The organism is Arthrobacter sp. AOP29-A2-19 (assembly GCF_058138025.1).
Map to the genome: position 1 here is coordinate 201,973 of NZ_CM176894.1, position 17,146 is coordinate 219,118.

General features: G+C 69.7%; 15 protein-coding genes and 1 riboswitch. Of the genes, 11 read left to right on the top strand and 4 right to left on the bottom strand.

The annotated features are described in order from the left end of the window. Nucleotides 1-140: 140 nt before the first annotated feature. A riboswitch (glycine riboswitch) is annotated at nucleotides 141-240 on the bottom strand. Between the two features lie 89 nt (nucleotides 241-329). After that, nucleotides 330-1,844, bottom strand: a complete 1,515-nt coding sequence (locus AC3ZJJ_RS00940; protein WP_489893405.1) for a sensor histidine kinase — start codon at nucleotides 1,842-1,844, stop codon at nucleotides 330-332. Nucleotides 1,845-2,011: 167 nt separating this feature from the next. Here AC3ZJJ_RS00940 and AC3ZJJ_RS00945 point away from each other — a divergent pair, with 167 nt between their 5' ends. Further along, a complete protein-coding gene (locus tag AC3ZJJ_RS00945; RefSeq protein WP_489893406.1) occupies nucleotides 2,012-2,770 on the top strand; it encodes a response regulator transcription factor in 759 nt (252 codons plus the stop codon). Here the strand turns inward: AC3ZJJ_RS00945 and AC3ZJJ_RS00950 are convergent. Further along, nucleotides 2,742-3,374, bottom strand: a complete 633-nt coding sequence (locus AC3ZJJ_RS00950) for an isochorismatase family protein (RefSeq protein ID WP_489893407.1) — start codon at nucleotides 3,372-3,374, stop codon at nucleotides 2,742-2,744. The genes AC3ZJJ_RS00945 and AC3ZJJ_RS00950 overlap by 29 nt on opposite strands. A gap of 191 nt (nucleotides 3,375-3,565) precedes the next feature. Here AC3ZJJ_RS00950 and AC3ZJJ_RS00955 point away from each other — a divergent pair, with 191 nt between their 5' ends. From AC3ZJJ_RS00955 to AC3ZJJ_RS00970, 4 genes are all read left to right on the top strand, one after another. Next, complete coding sequence (locus AC3ZJJ_RS00955; protein ID WP_489893408.1) at nucleotides 3,566-4,402, top strand: alpha/beta fold hydrolase; 837 nt, start codon at nucleotides 3,566-3,568, stop codon at nucleotides 4,400-4,402. Between the two features lie 378 nt (nucleotides 4,403-4,780). Continuing rightward, complete coding sequence (locus tag AC3ZJJ_RS00960; protein WP_489893409.1) at nucleotides 4,781-6,607, top strand: DUF4118 domain-containing protein; 1,827 nt, start codon at nucleotides 4,781-4,783, stop codon at nucleotides 6,605-6,607. Beyond that, entirely contained in the window at nucleotides 6,585-7,256 is a 672-nt protein-coding gene (locus AC3ZJJ_RS00965; RefSeq protein WP_489893410.1) for a response regulator, read from the top strand. The genes AC3ZJJ_RS00960 and AC3ZJJ_RS00965 overlap by 23 nt, the downstream gene beginning before the upstream one ends. Nucleotides 7,257-7,380: 124 nt before the next feature. Then, nucleotides 7,381-9,363, top strand: coding sequence for an APC family permease (locus tag AC3ZJJ_RS00970; protein WP_489893411.1), 1,983 nt, complete (start codon nucleotides 7,381-7,383; stop codon nucleotides 9,361-9,363). Here AC3ZJJ_RS00970 and AC3ZJJ_RS00975 read toward each other — a convergent pair. After that, nucleotides 9,360-9,833 (bottom strand): universal stress protein, encoded by a 474-nt coding sequence (locus AC3ZJJ_RS00975; RefSeq protein WP_489893412.1) that lies wholly within the window; start codon nucleotides 9,831-9,833, stop codon nucleotides 9,360-9,362. The two genes, AC3ZJJ_RS00970 and AC3ZJJ_RS00975, sit on opposite strands and share 4 nt — an antisense overlap. Before the next feature lie 449 nt (nucleotides 9,834-10,282). Between AC3ZJJ_RS00975 and uraD the strand changes: the two genes are divergently transcribed. The 4 genes from uraD to AC3ZJJ_RS00995 all read left to right on the top strand — a co-directional run bounded on the left by uraD (nucleotide 10,283) and on the right by AC3ZJJ_RS00995 (nucleotide 14,261). Then, nucleotides 10,283-10,768 carry a 2-oxo-4-hydroxy-4-carboxy-5-ureidoimidazoline decarboxylase gene (gene uraD, locus AC3ZJJ_RS00980; RefSeq protein ID WP_489893413.1) on the top strand — a complete coding sequence of 162 codons (486 nt, stop codon included), beginning with the start codon at nucleotides 10,283-10,285 and terminating at the stop codon, nucleotides 10,766-10,768. A gap of 119 nt (nucleotides 10,769-10,887) precedes the next feature. Then, nucleotides 10,888-12,129, top strand: a complete 1,242-nt coding sequence (locus tag AC3ZJJ_RS00985; RefSeq protein WP_489893414.1) for a pyridoxal-phosphate-dependent aminotransferase family protein — start codon at nucleotides 10,888-10,890, stop codon at nucleotides 12,127-12,129. Further along, nucleotides 12,126-13,403 carry an allantoate amidohydrolase gene (locus tag AC3ZJJ_RS00990; protein WP_489893415.1) on the top strand — a complete coding sequence of 426 codons (1,278 nt, stop codon included), beginning with the start codon at nucleotides 12,126-12,128 and terminating at the stop codon, nucleotides 13,401-13,403. The genes AC3ZJJ_RS00985 and AC3ZJJ_RS00990 overlap by 4 nt, the downstream gene beginning before the upstream one ends. A gap of 9 nt (nucleotides 13,404-13,412) precedes the next feature. Further along, on the top strand, nucleotides 13,413-14,261 hold the full coding sequence (locus tag AC3ZJJ_RS00995) for a MurR/RpiR family transcriptional regulator (protein WP_489893416.1): 849 nt from the start codon (nucleotides 13,413-13,415) through the stop codon (nucleotides 14,259-14,261). A 226-nt stretch (nucleotides 14,262-14,487) separates the two neighbouring features. On the opposite strand, the gene AC3ZJJ_RS01000 is transcribed toward AC3ZJJ_RS00995, so the two are convergent. Next, complete coding sequence (locus AC3ZJJ_RS01000) at nucleotides 14,488-15,561, bottom strand: ABC transporter substrate-binding protein (protein ID WP_489893417.1); 1,074 nt, start codon at nucleotides 15,559-15,561, stop codon at nucleotides 14,488-14,490. 296 nt (nucleotides 15,562-15,857) lie between these two features. Between AC3ZJJ_RS01000 and uraH the strand changes: the two genes are divergently transcribed. After that, nucleotides 15,858-16,181, top strand: coding sequence for a hydroxyisourate hydrolase (gene uraH / locus AC3ZJJ_RS01005; protein ID WP_489895620.1), 324 nt, complete (start codon nucleotides 15,858-15,860; stop codon nucleotides 16,179-16,181). Between the two features lie 2 nt (nucleotides 16,182-16,183). Then, nucleotides 16,184-17,116, top strand: a complete 933-nt coding sequence (pucL, locus tag AC3ZJJ_RS01010; RefSeq protein ID WP_489893418.1) for a factor-independent urate hydroxylase — start codon at nucleotides 16,184-16,186, stop codon at nucleotides 17,114-17,116. Nucleotides 17,117-17,146 lie beyond the last annotated feature (30 nt).

Here is a 17,146-nt window from a genome sequence, read left to right on the forward strand (position 1 = left end):
CTCCAGATCGTTGGGTGGCGGCGCCACGCGTTGTCTTGTGTTCCTCCCCGCTCTGTATTTGGACCTGAGAGTTTCCGCCGCCGCGTGGGGGCTTGCTCCGTCGGTGCGTCCGGCCGGGCCGGGCTGCTTTCCAGATGTGCCTCTTCGCGGCGGTGCGGGGGCCTGAGAGTTTCCCGGGGAGGAAATTGCTCCTACGGCGCCCGACGACATGGCCGTGCGGGACTCTCCCGCCGCGGTTCGAAGGCTATTCAATTGTTCCGCGGCCGGGGCGAACGGTGTCCCAAGCTTATCGGTCCGCGCACCGCGGCGGGGCCGGGCGCGGCTGATCCTTAGGCCTGTGCGGCGTCCGCTATCAAGGGAGGGTGCACCCCGGCTGGCAGCCGAACGGCGAACTCGGTCCGGCCCGGCCTGCTGACCACGGAGATCCGGCCCCCGTGCGACTCGACGATGCCCTTGGCGATCGCCAGTCCCAGGCCGTGGGTGCCGCTCCGGTCGGAGCGCGAGACGTCCGCCCGCGCGAAGCGCGCGAAGACCAGATCGATGAAGTCCTCGGGGATGCCCGGACCGTCGTCGGCCACAACCAGGAGGATGCCGCCGTCGGGTTCCTCCCTGACCGACGTGGTGACGGTCGTCCCCGGGCCCGTGTGCTTGTGGGCGTTGGACAGGAGATTGATGAGGACCTGCCGCAGGTGTCCGGCGTCGGCCCGGACGACGAGCGGCTCCTCGGGCACATCCAGGAGCCAGCGGTGGTCGGGAGCGCCGATCCTGATGTCGTTGACCGACTCCACCACCAGCTCGGCCAGATCGACGTCGGCCTGGCCGGTGGGGTTGCCCTCCTCGATCCGCGCCAGGAACAGCAGGTCCTCCACGAGTTCCGTCATGCGCCGGGTCTCGGCCTCGACCCTGGAGATGGAGGAGCGGCCGTTGGGGCTGAGGTCCTCGGCGAGGCGGACCATCTCCGCGTAGCCACGGATCGACGTCAGTGGAGTGCGGAGTTCGTGGCTGGCGTCGGCGATGAATTGGCGCAGCGCGAGCTCGCTGTTGTGCCGGGCCCGGAGCGCCCCGGCGATGTTGTCGAGCATCAGGTTGAAGGCATGGCCGAGGCGTCCCACCTCGGTGCCGGGACCGGCCATGTCGGTGGGAACCCGTTCGACCATGGAGACCTCGCCCGCGCCGAGGGGCAGGCGGGCCACGCGTGTGGCGACGCTGGAGAGCTCCTGAAGCGGACGGAGGGTGCGGCGGATCACCACGATGCCGATGACGGCGGCGGCGGCGAGGCCGCCCAGGGAGGCGATGGTCATGATCGCGGTCAGCGAGGACAAGGTCGACTCGTTGTCCTCCAGGGGAAGCCCGCTGACGATCACAACATCGTTGTCCTCTTGGACGTTGGCGACGAGGCGGTAGTTTCCCATGGAGAGCGTGTGGTTCGTGGCCCGCCCGTCGGGGACCAGCGCGGACAGGACCTCGAGGTCGGACGGGGTCAGGTCGGCGACGCGGCCCTCCGAGTTGAACACGCCCGCGCGGTCGATCTCGTCGGGGGCGATGCGCGCGTTGAGGATGGGCGGGCCATGGTCCTGGGCAACCAGCCCGGCGTCCTCGAAGTCCCGGAATTGGCGCTGTGAGCGCACGGCGCTGTCGGCGGCCCGCTGGAGCTGTTCGTCCAGCTTCGCGGACAGGAAACGGTCCATGGCGCCGTGCGCGGACAATCCGATGGCGAGGCAGATCACCGCGAGCAGCGCCATCGTCACGGCGACCAGTTTGCTGCGCAGCTGCCAGTTGGCGAACGGGCCGCGACGCCGGCGGCCCGTCGGAGCAGGGGGCTCCGTCCACGCGGTCTCTGGCATGTCCTGCACCTCGCTCGTTGACCCACCGGTCGGGCCGGGAGGCGTCGGTAATGGACGACACTGTAGTGCAGGAGGCCGGGCCGCGGCACGGAAAGGCTGTGGCAGCGGCACCGAAGCGGGCTATCGTGGGCGCAGGATCCATCCGTGGGGCAGGGAGGGGCACCGGAATGGTTGACGAGGGTTTCACCAGCTTCACCGCCGATCTGCCGCGCCTGAAGCACCCCGACGGCAGCCCCATCAGGGCGCTCGTCGTGGACGACGAGCCGCAGCTGTCGGACCTGGTCCGCATGGGGCTGAGCATGGTCGGTTGGGACGTTTCGGTCGCGAACGACGGCCAGGCGGCGGTCCGGCTGGCACGGGAGGTCCGGCCGGACGTACTGGTGCTGGACGTGATGATGCCCGGGCTCGACGGCATCGAGGCGCTCGGCCGCATCCGCGCCGTGTTTCCCGGTGTGCCGGCGGTCTTCCTGACCGCCAAGGACGCGGTCGAACACCGCATCCGGGGGCTGGCCGCGGGCGGCGACGACTACGTGACCAAACCCTTCAGCATGGAGGAACTCATCCTGCGCCTGCATCGGCTGATCGAACGTTCCGGTGCGGTGGCCGCGAGCGGGTCCGAGCTGGTCGTGGGGGATCTGGTCCTGAACACGGACACCAGGGAAGTCACCCGCGACGGCACCAACATCCGGCTCAGCGCCACGCAGTTCGAGCTGTTGCGCTACCTGATGGTCAACGCGCGGACCGTGGTGAGCAAGTCCCAGATCCTCGACGACGTGTGGAACTACGACTTTGGCGGCCAGAACAACGTCGTCGAGCTCTACATCTCATACCTGCGCAAGAAGGTCGACGCCGGCCGGCCGCCCATGATCCACACGGTCCGCAGCGTCGGCTACGTCATCAAGCCCGCAGACGCTCCCTCTCCCTGAAATACCAATCCATCACCCCACGCATGTGGTCCGCGTCCCCGCGCGCCCAGTTGCGCATGATCTCGCAGCCGAACGCAAGGGCGGTCACGGGCAACGCGCCGCCGGCGCGCATCCGCTCCAGCGCGCTCTCGTGTGCGAGGGGGCTGATCCCACCGACGGCGTCAACGACCGGGTAGACGTCGTAGCCCTCGGCCAGCATGTCCAGCGTGGGCAGCGCCAGGCAGACCTCGGACCAGAGGCCGGCGATCACCACCTTCCGGCGCTTGCTGCCCTCGATGGCGGCGCGGAAATCAGGGTCTTCCCAGGCGTTCACTCCGGTCCTGTCGATTTCCACAACACCGGGCAGCTCCTTCAGGATGTGCGCCACGGTGCCTTCGTTGACGCCCATCCCCACGGCGACGGTGCTCACAACCACGGGGATCGCGTAGGCCGTGGCGATTTTGCACAGGGCCACCACATTGAGGTCGATGTCCTCGCGGGCGGCCGACGCCACCGTCCCGAAGTGCTCGGGCTGGAAATCGATCAACGCCAAGACCGCGTTTTCCGGCGTCAGAAGGTGGTCGGTCTGCGCGTCGCGCACGGGTTCCGGTTCGGTTTTTGCCATCAATGCCTCCTCGAGACGTTCACCCCGGGATCAGGACGGACCCGGCTCCACAGCAGCGACTATTCCCGATAAGGACCGGGCGCGAAAGGGGAGAGGGCCGGCGCCTGCCCTTTCGCGCCCAACCCGTGGTCACTAGGGTGTGTGTGGTCCGCAGGACGAACGCTTTTTCCACCTCGACGAAGGGACCGGACATGGGCTACATCACCGTTGGGAAAGAGAACAGCACCGACATCGAGATCCACTACGAGGACCACGGCAGCGGCCGCCCGGTGGTGCTGATCCATGGCTATCCGCTCGACGGCGCGTCGTGGGAGAGACAGGAGGCGGCCCTGCTGGCGGCCGGGCACCGGGTGGTCCACTACGACCGCCGGGGCTTCGGCGCATCGAGCAAGCCGACGGTCGGCTACGACTACGACACGTTCGCGGCCGACCTGAACACCCTCATGGAGACTTTGGACCTGAGCGATGCCGTCCTGGTCGGGTTCTCCATGGGAACCGGCGAGGTCGGCCGCTACCTGGCGAACCACGGCTCGGGCCGGGTGGCCAAGGCCGCGTTCCTGGGATCGCTTGAGCCGTTCCTGCTGCAGACCGACGACAACCCCGCCGGCGTGCCGCAGGACGTCTTCGACGGGCTTGCGGCGGCCGTGAAGGCGGACCGGTACGCCTTTTTCACGGAGTTCTTCAGGAATTTCTACAACGCGGACACATTCCTAGGCACCGATCGCCTAAGCCAGGAAGCGTTCGACGCCAGCCGGCAGACCGCCGCCAAGGCCGGGGCGACCGCCTCGGTGGCCGCGCAGCCAACCTGGCTGACGGACTTTCGGGCGGACATTCCCAAGATCGACGTGCCGGCCCTGATCGTGCACGGCACCGCGGACAACATCCTGCCCGTCGACGTGACCGGCCGCAGGTTTGCGGAGGCGCTGCCGGGGGCCAGGTACGTGGAGATCGAGGGGGCGCCGCACGGGATGCTGTGGACCCACGCGGCGGAGATCAACGAACTCCTGCTGGAGTTCCTGGCCGACTGAACCGCGGGCACCGCCACCGCAGCGGAGCCAAGCGGCTCCACCACCCGGTCGTCGGCCGACGGCACCTCCGCCACGAGACCGACGACCAGCACGACGCTACCGGGCGCCGGCCGGGCTGACGCGCGCCGCGGTGACTGGCGCCCTGATGGTGGGTATCGTCTGAACCGTGATAGAACTGCGCAATGCGCGCCTCCCGGGCCGCCGGATCGTTCCGGCTTCCGTCGCGGAGCTGCCGAGGGACGTCGGCGGCTACGGGAACGAACACCAATCCGAAGGGCGGCGCTAGCCCACATGGGCGGCGACGCACGCCCGCCGGCTCCGGAAAGGGTCGTCGTCGGCTTGAGCGGCGGGCCGGAGGGCGCGCAACTACTTCGTCGCGTGGCGGACACCCTCTCGGGGGCACCTGGCGCGGAGCTGCACGCGGTGCACGTCCGGGAGAGCGCCGCGGGGAACGACGTCGGTGCCGCCCGCGAGCTCGACGCGCAGCGGAAGCTTACCGTTGAGCTCGGGGGCGTCTTCCACACCGTCGGGGGCGACGACGCCGCCGCGGCGCTGGCGCAGTTCGCCCGCAACAACAACGCCAGCCAGATCGCCCTCGGCGCCCCGCACCACCGTTCCCGAAACCCGTTCGGGCGGGCAACCGTGGCCGAAAGGTTGGGAGGGTCCGCCGACGTCGACCTCCACATCGTCCCGCTCCCGTCGGCCACGCCGGGGGCCAAGCGGCGGGCGCCGTCGCGCCTCGGCCGGCGCCGCGAGGCTTGGGGGTTCGCCGTGGCCGTGGCCCTGCCGCCACTCCTGCAGCTCACGCTGGACCTGCTGCCCCACGACCTGCTCTCCACCGACATGCTGGTCCAGCTGGCCGGCATCGTGGCGGTGGCCCTGCTCGGCGGCCTCTGGCCCGCGCTCGTCGCCGCGTTGCTGGCCGGCCTGGTGGTGAATTACTTCAGCGTGGTGCCCTACGGGTCGCTGTCCGTGCTCGATCCGGAAAGCGTCCTGGCGCTGGCCATCTTCGTGGCCGTGGCCGTCGCGGTCTCGCTGGTGGTGGACCGGTCCGCGCGGCGCAGCAAGGAGGCGCGGCTGGCGGGGGCCGAGGCGCGCATCCTGGGCGACCTCAGCCGCCGCGCGGTGGTGGAGGGCAACAGCGTCGCCGTGTTCCTGGAGCAGATCCGCGACCACTTCCAGGCGGAGGGCGCCGGGCTGTGGGAGCGGCGGCCGAAAGGCGGCGGCGGGGACGGCGCGGACTGGCGGCTCCGAACCTCCGCCGGTGTCCCCGGCCCCTCGACGCCCAAGGAAGCCGACGTCGTCGAACGCCTGGACGACAACACGGCCCTCACGCTGGCCGGACGGGTCTTGGACCAGCGCGAGGGCAGGCTGCTGAGCGCGTTTGCCGCCCACCTGCTGGCCATGCTGCAGCGCGAGGAACTGACCCGCAGCCAGCACGAGAACCTGCGCCTGGCGGAGGGGAACAAGATGCGCACGGCGATCCTGCGCGCCGTCTCGCACGACCTGCGGACCCCGCTGGCCGCCATCAAGCTGGCGTCGGGCAGCCTGCGCAGCCGGGCCGTGGTCTTCACCGAGGAGGAACGCGGCGAGCTACTGGCCACGATCGAGTCGGGCGCGGACCGGTTGGACCGGCTGATCGCCAACCTGCTGGACATGTCCCGGATCACGGCGGACGCGGTCTCGCCGCTGATCGGGCCCGTGTACTGGGCCGACGCGGTCAGCGAGGCCCTGCGGGAGACCGACACCGGGAGCGTCCAGGTTCTGCTGCCCTACAACCTTCCTCCCGTTGACGGCGATCCGGGCATGCTGGAACGGGTCATTGCAAACCTGGTGGAAAACGCCCTCAAGTACGCGCCCGGCTCGGACGTCGACGTCACGGCAACCGCAGGGGGCTACGGAGACGCGCGGATCGGCGACGTTCCGGCCAGCGAGCTGCGCATCACCGACCACGGCCCGGGTGTCCCGCCCGAGGACATCCTGTCCGTGTTCCGGCCGTTCCAGCGTGCCGACGACACCACGCCGGGGACCGGGATCGGTCTGGGGCTGGCCGTGGCGAAAGGATTTATGGAAGCCATGGGCGGAGCACTCCTCGCGGAGCCGACCCCCGGTGGAGGGCTCACGATGATCATCCGGTTGCCGCTGTCCACGTCCGCCGGAACCACGACACCGAAGGAGGGCCGTGCCGACGGTTCTGGTAGTTGACGACGATCTTCCGCTGCTGCGCGCCCTGGAAATCAACCTCACCGCGCGCAAGTACTCGACCCTCACGGCGCCGACCGGGACCCTCGCCCTCGAGCTGGCGGCGGGCCGGCGCGTGGACCTGATGGTCCTGGACCTCGGGCTTCCGGACGTGGACGGCGTGGAGGTCATCCGCCGCCTGCGGCGCTGGTCCGACGTTCCCGTCATCGTCCTCTCCGCGCGCCACGGATCCGAGGACAAGATCGAGGCGCTCGACGCCGGCGCCGACGACTACGTCACCAAGCCCTTCGGGATGGACGAGCTTCTCGCGAGGATGCGCGCCGCGCTGCGGAGGACCAACGGTGGCGGGGACCCCGTGGTCGAGACGGACGCGTTCGTTGTGGACCTCGCGGCGAAGAAGGTGACCCGAGACGGCGCGGCGGTCCGCCTGACGCCGACGGAATGGGGCGTCCTGGAGCTGCTCGTGCGCAACAGCGGCGCCCTGGTCACCCACGACGAGCTGCTGACCCGGGTGTGGGGACCCGCCTACGTGGGCGAGACGGCCTACCTGCGCGTCTACCTCGCGCAGCTGCGGCGGAAGCTGGAACGGGATCCGGCGAACCCCCGGCACCTGCTCACGGACACGGGGCTCGGCTACCGCTTCCAGGCGTAAGGCCGCGAGGCGTTAAGAAAGCGTTAAGATCCCCGGAATCTCGGGGATTCGGGCGCATTCCCGGTGCTACGCTCGCCGGTGTTCGGCAGGAAAACCCCGCCGTCGTGGACAGAAAGACACCCCTTTGACCGCCTCCGCGCAGTTCTCGATACCCGCGATCCTGCCCAACCCGAAGCCAGAGCCACGCGCGCACAGCGCGGCGGTCCGCTGGCTGTTGGAGAACCGTGTCCACCCGCCCGTGGGGCCCGGCACGGCCACGGGCCAGGCCAGGCCCCACAGCTGGTGGAAGGTCATGTGCCTGACCGGCGTCGACTACTTCTCCACCCTGTCCTACCTGCCCGGCATCGCCGCGCTGGCCGCCGGAGCGCTGTCCCCGCTGGCCACCCTGCTGATCGTGGTCCTTACCCTGGGCGGCATGCTGCCCATGTACCGCCGCGTGGCCAAGCAGAGCCCGCACGGACAGGGGTCCGTGGCGATGCTGGAGAACCTCCTGCCGTTTTGGCGCGGGAAGGTTTTTGTCCTCATCCTGCTGGGGTTTGTGGCCACGTCGTGGATCATCACCATCACCCTCTCGGCCGCGGACGCGACCGTGCACCTCCTGGAAAACCCGTATGTGCCGGACGCGCTGGAGGGGAAGTCCGTCATCATCACCAGCCTGATGCTGCTGGTGCTCGGCGGGGTCTTCCTGCTCGGGTTCACCGAGGCCGTTGTGGTGGCCATTCCGCTCGTCGCCGTCTTCCTCCTGCTGAACGCCGTGATCATCGGCGCCGGCATGGTCGACGTGTTCACCACCCCCGGCGCCTTGGCCTCCTGGACCGACGCGCTGACCTCCACCGGCGGAGGCATGGGCAACATCCTTGGTCCCGCCCTTGTGGCGTTCCCCCTGCTGGTCCTGGGCCTGTCCGGCTTCGAGACCGGCGTCAGCATGATGCCCCTGGTCCGCTCCTCGGGCGCGACCGCCGAGGAGAGGCTCGCGTCGCGCGTGCGGAACACCCGGCGCCTGCTCACGGCGGCCGCCTGCATCATGAGCGTCTACCTCCTGGGAAGCAGCTTCGTGACCACCGTGCTGATTCCGCCGGCCGAGTTCGCCGAGGGCGGCGAGGCGAACGGCCGCGCGCTGGCGTATCTGGCCCATGAGCGGCTCGGAAACGGCTTCGGGACCGTCTACGACGTCAGCAGCATCCTGATCCTCTGGTTCGCCGGAGCGTCCGCGATGGCCGGGCTGATCAACATCGTTCCGCGCTACCTGCCCTCCTACGGCATGGCCCCGGAGTGGTCCCGCGCCGTGCGGCCCGTCGTCCTGGTGTACACGGCGGTCAGCATCCTCATCACCATCGGATTCAACGCGGACGTCAACGCGCAAGCGGGGGCCTACGCCACGGGCATCCTGGCCATGATGGTCTCCGGCGCAGTCGCCGTCGCCATCTCCGCGGCCCGGGCCAGGCAACGCCCGGCAGCGCTGGGCTTCACCGTCCTGACGGTGGTGATGCTCTACGCGCTGATGGAAAACATCGTCGAGAAGCCGGACGGGCTCGCGATCTCCGGCCTGTTCATCCTCGGTATTGTCGCCGTCTCGCTCGTCTCGCGGGTCAGCCGCACCACGGAACTGCGCGTCGAGAGGATCGAGTTCGACGACGAGGCCCGGCGCTTCCTGACGGAATCGCTGGACTTCGACGGCCGCCTGAACATCATCGCGCACCGCCCCCGCCTCCGCGACGCCGAGGAGTACGCGCGGAAGGAGGCGGTGCAGCGGGCCATGAACCCGGTTCCCGGGACGACGGACGTCATCTTCCTGGAGGTCGAGATCACGGATCCTTCGGGCTTCGGCAGCGTCCTCGAGGTCCACGGGTTCGAGGTGGGCGGGCACCGGGTCCTTCGCGCGCAAAGTCCCGCCGCCCCGAACGCCATCGCGGCGATCCTCCTGGCCCTGCGCGACGCCACCGGAGTCAGGCCGCACGCGTACTTCGAGTGGTCCGAGGGCAATCCGCTGGGGCACTTGATGCGCTACCTGCTGCTGGGCAGGGGGGACACAGCGCCCGTGGTCCGCGAGATCATCCGCGAGAACGAGAGCGACCCGAGGCGGCGTCCCGGAATCCACGTGGGCTAGGAGGGCCGGGCCTCCGCCTTCTTGTCGGCCTTCCTGTCCGGCGCGTGGACCACGAGCACCGGGCAGTGGGCCCGCGCCACGCAGGCCGAACTCACGGACCCAAGCAGCAGGCCGTGGAATCCGCCGTGGCCGCGCCTGCCGACGATCAGCATGTCGGCGTCGCGGCTGGCCTCGATGAGGATGGGGCGTGCGTTGCCCTGGCGCACCACCGATTCCACGCTGGCGGGTCGCTCGTCCCCGTAGGCCTTCACAAGGGTCTCCTCCAGGATCTCGCCGGCCCGCTCCTCGAAGCCGCCGATACCCATCAGTTCGTAGCCGTCGGCCATGCGCGGATAGTCCCAGCACGCCGTCGCCTCGATGCGCGCACCGAGGGGAGCGGCGATGCGGTGCGCCTGACGGAGGGCCTCCACGGACCCCTCGGACCCGTCGACGCCGACCACGATCCGCGGGGCGCGGGTGTTCTCTTCCATGATTCCTCCGTTCTCACCGCCGGGGCCGGGACCGGCCGGGCGTTCGGGCTGCCACGTGACCCCATCATGCGCCCTGCCTTGGGCGCTGCACAGGGTAGGACCGGGGCGAACCGCGGCGGGGTTTGGGCGGGCATCCCGCACACCCGCGGGGCCGGTCCCATCGTGCGCGAATGTGTGCGCCCGCCCTTCCGGTGGCCGACGCCTTGGAGGAACCTTCAGGTCAGGGACGGGACGGCGGGAGGACGGGGACAGGCGCCATGGTCGCAGACGGGACGGCACCGACTCGGCGGAGCCGCCGCCACCGCCGGCAACGGAAGTTGACGCCCAAACAGGCGGCTGGAACATCCGTCACGCGCCGTTCACACGACAGAAACCATCACGGTCGCGGGGATCCGTAGCGTTGCGCACGGACGCACTGGCTCGAACACACCCACAAGGACGGAACCCTGATGAGGCTCGATGAATTCAACGTCGCGGAGGCACGGACGCTGGAGGGCCCGCTTTTGGCCTGCGCGCCCATCCGGTCCTGGGCGGATGCGCTGCTCGCCGGACGGCCATACCCTTCACTTGCCGCACTGCTGGACGCCGCCGCCGACCATGCGGGGCGCTGGACCAGCGGGGACGTGGCCGGCGCGTTGGCCCACCACCCGCGAATCGGCGAACGGGCGCGGACACTAGCGCCCGAGGAGGCCGCGCACTCCTCCGCGGAGCAGTCGGGCGTCACCGACGCGGACGCGTGGGTAGAGGCGAACCGGCGCTACGAGGAGCGCTTCGGCGTCATCTTCCTGATCCGCGCGGCCGGACGGACCCAGCCGCTCATGCTCGCCGAGCTCGAGCGCCGGCTGGGCAACTCGGTGAAGGACGAGGAGCGCGAGCGCGCGGAGCAGTTGGCGCACATAGCCCTCCTCCGCCTGGGCCAGCTGGTGTCCGCGTGAGCCGGGCCGCGGGAGGTTGAGGATTTGCCCAGTTGATCCGCAGTAGAAACACCGCTGAAACTATTGTTTCATTAGATTGAGGTCAAGAAACCCGCAGACTGCAGAACGGACACGGCAGCATGAACTCCCAGCAGATCCATCCACCGCAACGGTTGTTGATGGGCCCCGGGCCCATCAACGCGGATCCCCGCGTGCTGCGCGCGATGTCCGCTCCGCTGGTGGGCCAGTACGATCCGGCGATGACCGGCTACATGAACGAGACCATGGAGCTGTACCGGGGGGTCTTCAAGACGGGCAACGAGGCCACGCTGCTGGTGGACGGCACGTCCAGGGCGGGCATCGAGGCCGCCCTGGTTTCGCTGATCGAGCCCGGCGACAAGGTGCTGGTTCCCATCTTCGGGCGGTTCGGACACTTGCTAAAGGAGATCGCGGAGCGCTGCGGTGCCGAGGTCGCCGTCCGCGAGGTCGAGTGGGGCCGCGTCTTCACGGCCGCGCAGATCGAGCGGGCCATCGTCGAGACGCGGCCCAAGCTGCTGGCCCTGGTCCAGGGCGACACCTCCACCACCATGAACCAGCCTCTGGAGGGGATCGGGGACGTCTGTGCCCGCCACGGCGTCCTGTTCTACACCGACGCCACCGCCTCGCTGGCCGGGAACGCGTTCGAGATGGACGCCTGGGGGATCGACGCCGCCACCGCCGGACTGCAGAAGTGCCTCTCCGGACCGTCCGGAAGTTCCCCCGTCAGCCTGTCCCCGCGCGCCGTCGAACTCATCGACGGTCGCCGGCACATCGAGGCCGGCATCGACGACGGCTCGACGCCACGCGGCACCCGGATCGCCTCCAACTACTTCGATCTGGGCATGATCCTCGACTATTGGGGGCAGGCACGGCTGAACCACCACACGGAGGCCACGAGCATGCTGTATGCCGCCCGCGAGTGCGCCCGGCTGCTGCGGGCCGAGGGGATGGACGCCGCCGTCGAGCGCCACCGGCTTCACGGCGAGGCCATGCTCGCCGGCGTCATCGGGCTCGGCCTGGAGGTCTTCGGAGACACGGCGCACAAGATGAACAACGTGGTGGCCGTGCGCATACCGGACGGCATCGACGGAGACGCGGCCCGGCAGGCACTCCTGGAGGACTACGCCATCGAGATCGGCACCAGCTTCGGACCGCTGCACGGCAAGGTGTGGCGCGTCGGCACCATGGGCTACAACGCGCGGCGGGACGCGGTGCTGCTCACGCTCGCGGCCCTCGAGCAGGTCCTGCGAGACGGCGGGTTCCCCGTGGTCGGGGGTGGCGGCACGGGCGCCGCCCGCGAGGTCTACGCGTCCAACAGGCACCCCGCGGTGGTGCGCTCGTGAGCACCCACGACGCCGGCCCCCGCCCCTCCCCGACCGCCCCGGCGCCGGGCGGTGCGGCCGTGCGCATCATGGACCGCTGCGACGAACTGGCGGCCATCAGCGCCATGGACGGCGGGATCGTGCGCGCGTACCTGACCCCGGAGCACGCCCGTCACAACGCCCTCGCCGCGCGGTGGATGGCCGAGGCCGGCCTTAAGACCTGGCAGGACGCCGCCGGCAACCAGTGCGGGCGCCTCGAGGGCCGCACACCCGGCCTGCCCGCCCTGGTGCTGGGTTCGCACCTCGACACCGTCCCCGACGCCGGCCGCTACGACGGAATCCTCGGCGTGATGCTGGCCATCGAGACCGCCGCGCGGTTGCGTCCGCGCGCCGCCGAGCTGCCCTTCGCCCTTGAGACCGTGGCGTTCGGGGACGAGGAGGGAACAAGATTCGGGGCCACGCTCTTGGGCAGCCGCGCCTTCGCCGGAACGTGGGATCCCGAGTGGCTCGGGCTCGCCGACGAGTCGGGCACCACCATGGAGCAGGCCTTCCGCGCGTTCGGCCTGGATCCCGACCGGGTCGCCGACGCGTCCCGCCGGCCGGAGGAGCTGGCCGGCTACCTCGAGGCGCACATCGAGCAGGGTCCCTACCTCGAGGAGGGCGGCCGACCGCTGGGAATCGTCACGTCCATCGCCGGGGCGCGCCGGTTCCGGATCGCCGTCGTCGGGGAGGCCCGGCACGCCGGCGGGACCCCCTACGGGCGCCGGCGCGACGCGCTCGTTGGGGCCAGCCGCGCCGTCTTGGACATCGAGTCGATCGCCCGGGCCGAGGGGGCCATCGCGACGGTCGGCCAGATGGAGGCCTTCCCCGGAGCCGTCAACGTGGTGCCTGGCAGGGCCGAGCTCTCGCTGGACCTGCGGGCCGAGACGGACGAGCTGCGTGACAGGGTATGGGACCTGGTGAGGGCCGAAATCCAGGCGTTCTGCGGGGGCCGCGGGCTCGGCGTGGAGGTGGAGGAGATCCATGCCGCCCCCGCGGTCCGCTGCTCGCCCCGGCTCAAGGACGCCGTCGGCGCGGGCATCAGGGCCACCGGCGACGATTCACCGATGGAGCTGTTCTCCAAGGCCGGGCACGACGCCATGGCGGTTGCCGGCGTGACGGACATGGCCATGCTTTTTGTCCGCTGTGAGGACGGCATCAGCCACCACCCCGCGGAGCTTGTCACGGCCGCGGACGTGGCCGTGGCGCTCGATGCGCTCGAGGCGGCCGTGCTGGCCGTCGCCGGGCTCGGATAGGGTTCACTTATGACCGACGCCCGGATCGACGCCCGGATCGACGCCAAATACGCGGACCTCTCACCGCAGGAGCGCCGCGTTTCCGACTTCCTGTTGGAGCACCTCGGCGACCTTGCCGTCTTCAGCGCGGCGGACATCAGCCGGGAAACCGGCGTCTCGAAGGCCACCGTGAGCCGCCTGTTCCGGAAGCTCGAGTTCGCCGATTTCCGCGAGGTCAAGGACCACACCCGGGCGATGCGCGGGCGCGGCGTGCCCATGGCATCGCCGTCGCGCACGGGTGCCGAGGTGTCCTCGGCGCTGCAGGTGCACGCCGAGAAGGAGCGGGAGAACCACGACCGCCTGTTGGAGGTGCTCGGGGACGGCAGGCTGGACACCGCCGTCGAGCTGATGGCCGGGGCGCGGAACCTTCTGGTGGTGGGCCTGCGCAACAGCTACCCGGTGGCGCTCCACCTCCACCAGCAGCTCATCCAGGCGAGGACAGGGGTCCGCCTGGCTCCGCAACCCGGCCAGACGCTCGGCGAGGAGCTCGCGGGGGTGGGCAAGGACGACGTTGTGGTGCTGATCGGTTTCCGGCGCCGGCCCGCGCTGTTCGCCAAGCTGGTGGCAACCCTCAACGCCTCGCAGGCGGATGTCATCCTTGTGGGCGACGGCACCGCGCGGGCCTACGCGGCCTCGGCCGACTGCTGGCTCGAGTGCCCGATCGACAGCCACGGCGCGTTCGACAGCTACTCGACCGCCATGGCGTTGGTCGGGTTGCTGGCGAACGGCGTCCTGAACCGGCAGGTGACCACGGGCCGGCGGCGCATCAGTGCCATCGCGGCCGCCTACGAGGATCTCGGCGAACTCGGGGACGCCTGACCGCGGTGGCGAAGGCGGCGACGGGGGCAAGAATCGGGCCATGACCGGGGCGTGGCCGTGGCCATCCTTCGGGCAATGCGTCCGTCTTCAACGACCGGCGACGCGCGGGCGCTCCCGCCGGATGGCCGGCCGGGCGACGGCGGATAGCCGGAAGGCTCCGTCCGAGTCTCGGACGGAGCCTTCCCCGCGTGGCCGGCCAAAGAACCGGCGCCCGGCCGCCCTGGACTTACTTCAGGTCCGGATTCTCCGCGTAGACCTCCTCGAGCAGCGACGGATCGAAGAGGTCCTCCACCGCCAGGTCGTACCCGGCGAGCTTGAGGATCTCTACGTTCTCCTCCATCAGGGCATCGGACATCGTCAGCAGGCCGTTGGCCTCCGTGTCGGCGGTCTCTATGAGCTTGTTCTGCTCCTCCGACTGGCGGACCTCCTTCTCCATGTCCAAGCCCAGGTCCTTGCCGTAGACCTCGACCGCCAGGCGCGCCGACTCCTCCGGGTCGCCGACCGAGTCTTTCCACCCCTTGATCATGGCGCCGAGGAACGCCTTGAGCTCCTCCCGCTTCGTTTCGATGTTCTCCTCCGTGGTCACCAGGCTTTCGGCCATGAACGGCAGTCCGTTGTCCGCCAGGGGCAGGTTCTCCACCTCGTGGCCGTCCAACTCGAGCGTGAGGGACTCGTTGGTGATGTACGCGAAGAAGCCGTCGACCTCCCCGTTGACGAGCGGCTGGGGGTCGTACTGCACGGGGACGACGGTCACGTCCGCCGGGTCGATGTCGTTGACCTCGAGCAGACCCTCGAAAAGCGTCTCGTTGACCCCCGCCTGGACACCAATCTTCTTGCCCACCAGGTCCGCGGGGGCGCTGATGGGATTGTCGGCCAGCGACACCACGGTGAAGGGATTCTTCTGGTACTTCGTGCCGATGATCTTCAGCGGCGCGTCGTCCTCCTGGATGACCGGGGCGACGCCCAGCGGGCTGGTGGTCCCGACGAGCGCGCCCCCGGAGAGGACCATGGTTTCCGAAGACGTGCCGCTGGGGCCGCCGGCGATCAGGTTGACCTCGCTGAACCCGGCGTCCGCGAAGTAGTCCTTCTCCTGCGCAAAGAACTCGCCCGCGAACTCGGCATTCTTGATCCAGGACAGGTTCATGTCCAACCTCCCGTAGTCCGCGGCCTCCCCGGAGGCCGGCGCGGACCTCTCGGTGGACGCGGCGGAACCGCCGCATGCGGCCAGCGCGAGGACCGCCGCCGTCGTGGCGGTCGCCAGGGCGAGGCGCTTGACGTGGGTGGGTGCCGAAAGGCTCATGGGTGACCTTCTTTTCGTACGGGTCCCGGTGCAAAATGGCGGGACGGAGTGGTTCCAAGCTAAGAACCGTTTGTTTCACCCGCTCTCGCGGGTTGTTACCCGTGTGTTAACAAGAATGTGACTGGCGGGCCCGGGGCGCGCCGAATCGGGCGGTTCTCCGGGGGGAGTCCATGAAACAAATGTTTTACGCGCGGGAAACGGAAGCGTCGAACCGGCACCGTAGCGTCTGGAGCGGACCGGAACACCGGCCCGCCAAGCAGGGGAGGGCCACGGCCCGCGAACAAGGAGCGACAGCCATCAGCCACGTCACCACCCACGTCTTGGACAACGCGACCGGGCTCCCGGCGCCGGGCATCGCGGTGGTCCTGGCCACCGCGGACGGCGCCACGCTCGGCAGCGGCACCACGGACGCCGACGGGCGGGTGGCCGACCTCGGGCCGGAGCGGCTGGAGGCCGGGACCTACCGCCTGGATTTCGCCACGGGGGACTACTTCGCGGCGCGGGGCCAGGAGACCTTCTTCCCGGAGGTTTCCGTGGCCTTCACCGTGGACTCCGCGCGGCACTGCCACGTGCCCCTCCTGCTGAGCCCCTTCGCCTTCTCCACCTACCGGGGAAGCTGACCATGAGCGAGGCCATGATGGAACACACAGCCGTCAAATCCGGCGGAATCGTGCTGGGCGCCAACCAGTACGGCAAGGCGGAGGTCCGGCTGGTCCGCATCAACCGCGACACCGCGCGGCACACGATCAGCGACCTCAACGTGACGTCCATGCTGCGCGGCGACTTCGAGGACTGCTACCGCACCGGTGACAACGCCCGCGTTGTGGCCACGGACACCCAGAAGAACACCGTCTACGCGCTCGCGAAGGAGCGCGGCGTCTCCTCGCCGGAACGGTTCCTCCAGGAGCTCGGCCGGCACTTCACCACGCAGACGCCCGGCATCACCGGCGGGCGGTGGGAGGCGGAGCAATTCGGCTGGGAGCGCATCGTGGCCAATGGCTCCGGGCACGACCACTCGTTCGTCAGGACGGGCCAGGAGGTGCGCACGGCGGCGCTGACAATCCAGGACGGGGTGGAACACGTGCTCGGAGGACTCAAGGGACTGACGGTCCTCAAGTCCACCGGCAGCGAGTTCCACGGGTTCCCCAGGGACAGATACACCACCCTGCCCGAGACCACGGACCGCATCCTGGCCACCGAGGTCGCGGCGCGCTGGCGCTTCCTGGATCCCGGCCCCGATTTCGACGCCACCTACGCCGCCGTCAAGGCCCTCCTGCTGGAGACCTTCGCCCTCACCCATTCGCTGTCCCTGCAGCAGAGCCTGTTCGCTATCGGGGAGCGCATCCTCACCGAACGGCCCGAGCTGGCGGAGATCAGGTTCGTTATGCCGAACAAGCACCACTACCTGATGGACCTCGCGCCCTTCGGCCTGGAAAACAACAACGAGGTGTTCATCGCCGGCGACCGCCCCTACGGGTTGATGAACGCCGCCGTCACGCGCTCCGGACAGCCGGAGGCGCCCGCCGCCTGGGAGTGGCTTGCCGGGTTCTGCTAAGGACACTCCCAAGCGGCCGTCCGGCCGCCC

Excerpts from the sequence above, each read along its gene's own strand:
- AC3ZJJ_RS00940 (WP_489893405.1), bottom strand. The coding sequence starts at position 1,844 with ATGCCAGAGACCGCGTGGACGGAGCCCCCTGCTCCGACGGGCCGCCGG.
- AC3ZJJ_RS00945 (WP_489893406.1), top strand. The coding sequence starts at position 2,012 with ATGGTTGACGAGGGTTTCACCAGCTTCACCGCCGATCTGCCGCGCCTG.
- AC3ZJJ_RS00950 (WP_489893407.1), bottom strand. The coding sequence starts at position 3,374 with ATGGCAAAAACCGAACCGGAACCCGTGCGCGACGCGCAGACCGACCAC.
- AC3ZJJ_RS00955 (WP_489893408.1), top strand. The coding sequence starts at position 3,566 with ATGGGCTACATCACCGTTGGGAAAGAGAACAGCACCGACATCGAGATC.
- AC3ZJJ_RS00975 (WP_489893412.1), bottom strand. The coding sequence starts at position 9,833 with ATGGAAGAGAACACCCGCGCCCCGCGGATCGTGGTCGGCGTCGACGGG.
- uraD (WP_489893413.1), top strand. The coding sequence starts at position 10,283 with ATGAGGCTCGATGAATTCAACGTCGCGGAGGCACGGACGCTGGAGGGC.
- AC3ZJJ_RS00985 (WP_489893414.1), top strand. The coding sequence starts at position 10,888 with ATGAACTCCCAGCAGATCCATCCACCGCAACGGTTGTTGATGGGCCCC.
- AC3ZJJ_RS00995 (WP_489893416.1), top strand. The coding sequence starts at position 13,413 with ATGACCGACGCCCGGATCGACGCCCGGATCGACGCCAAATACGCGGAC.
- AC3ZJJ_RS01000 (WP_489893417.1), bottom strand. The coding sequence starts at position 15,561 with ATGAGCCTTTCGGCACCCACCCACGTCAAGCGCCTCGCCCTGGCGACC.
- pucL (WP_489893418.1), top strand. The coding sequence starts at position 16,184 with ATGAGCGAGGCCATGATGGAACACACAGCCGTCAAATCCGGCGGAATC.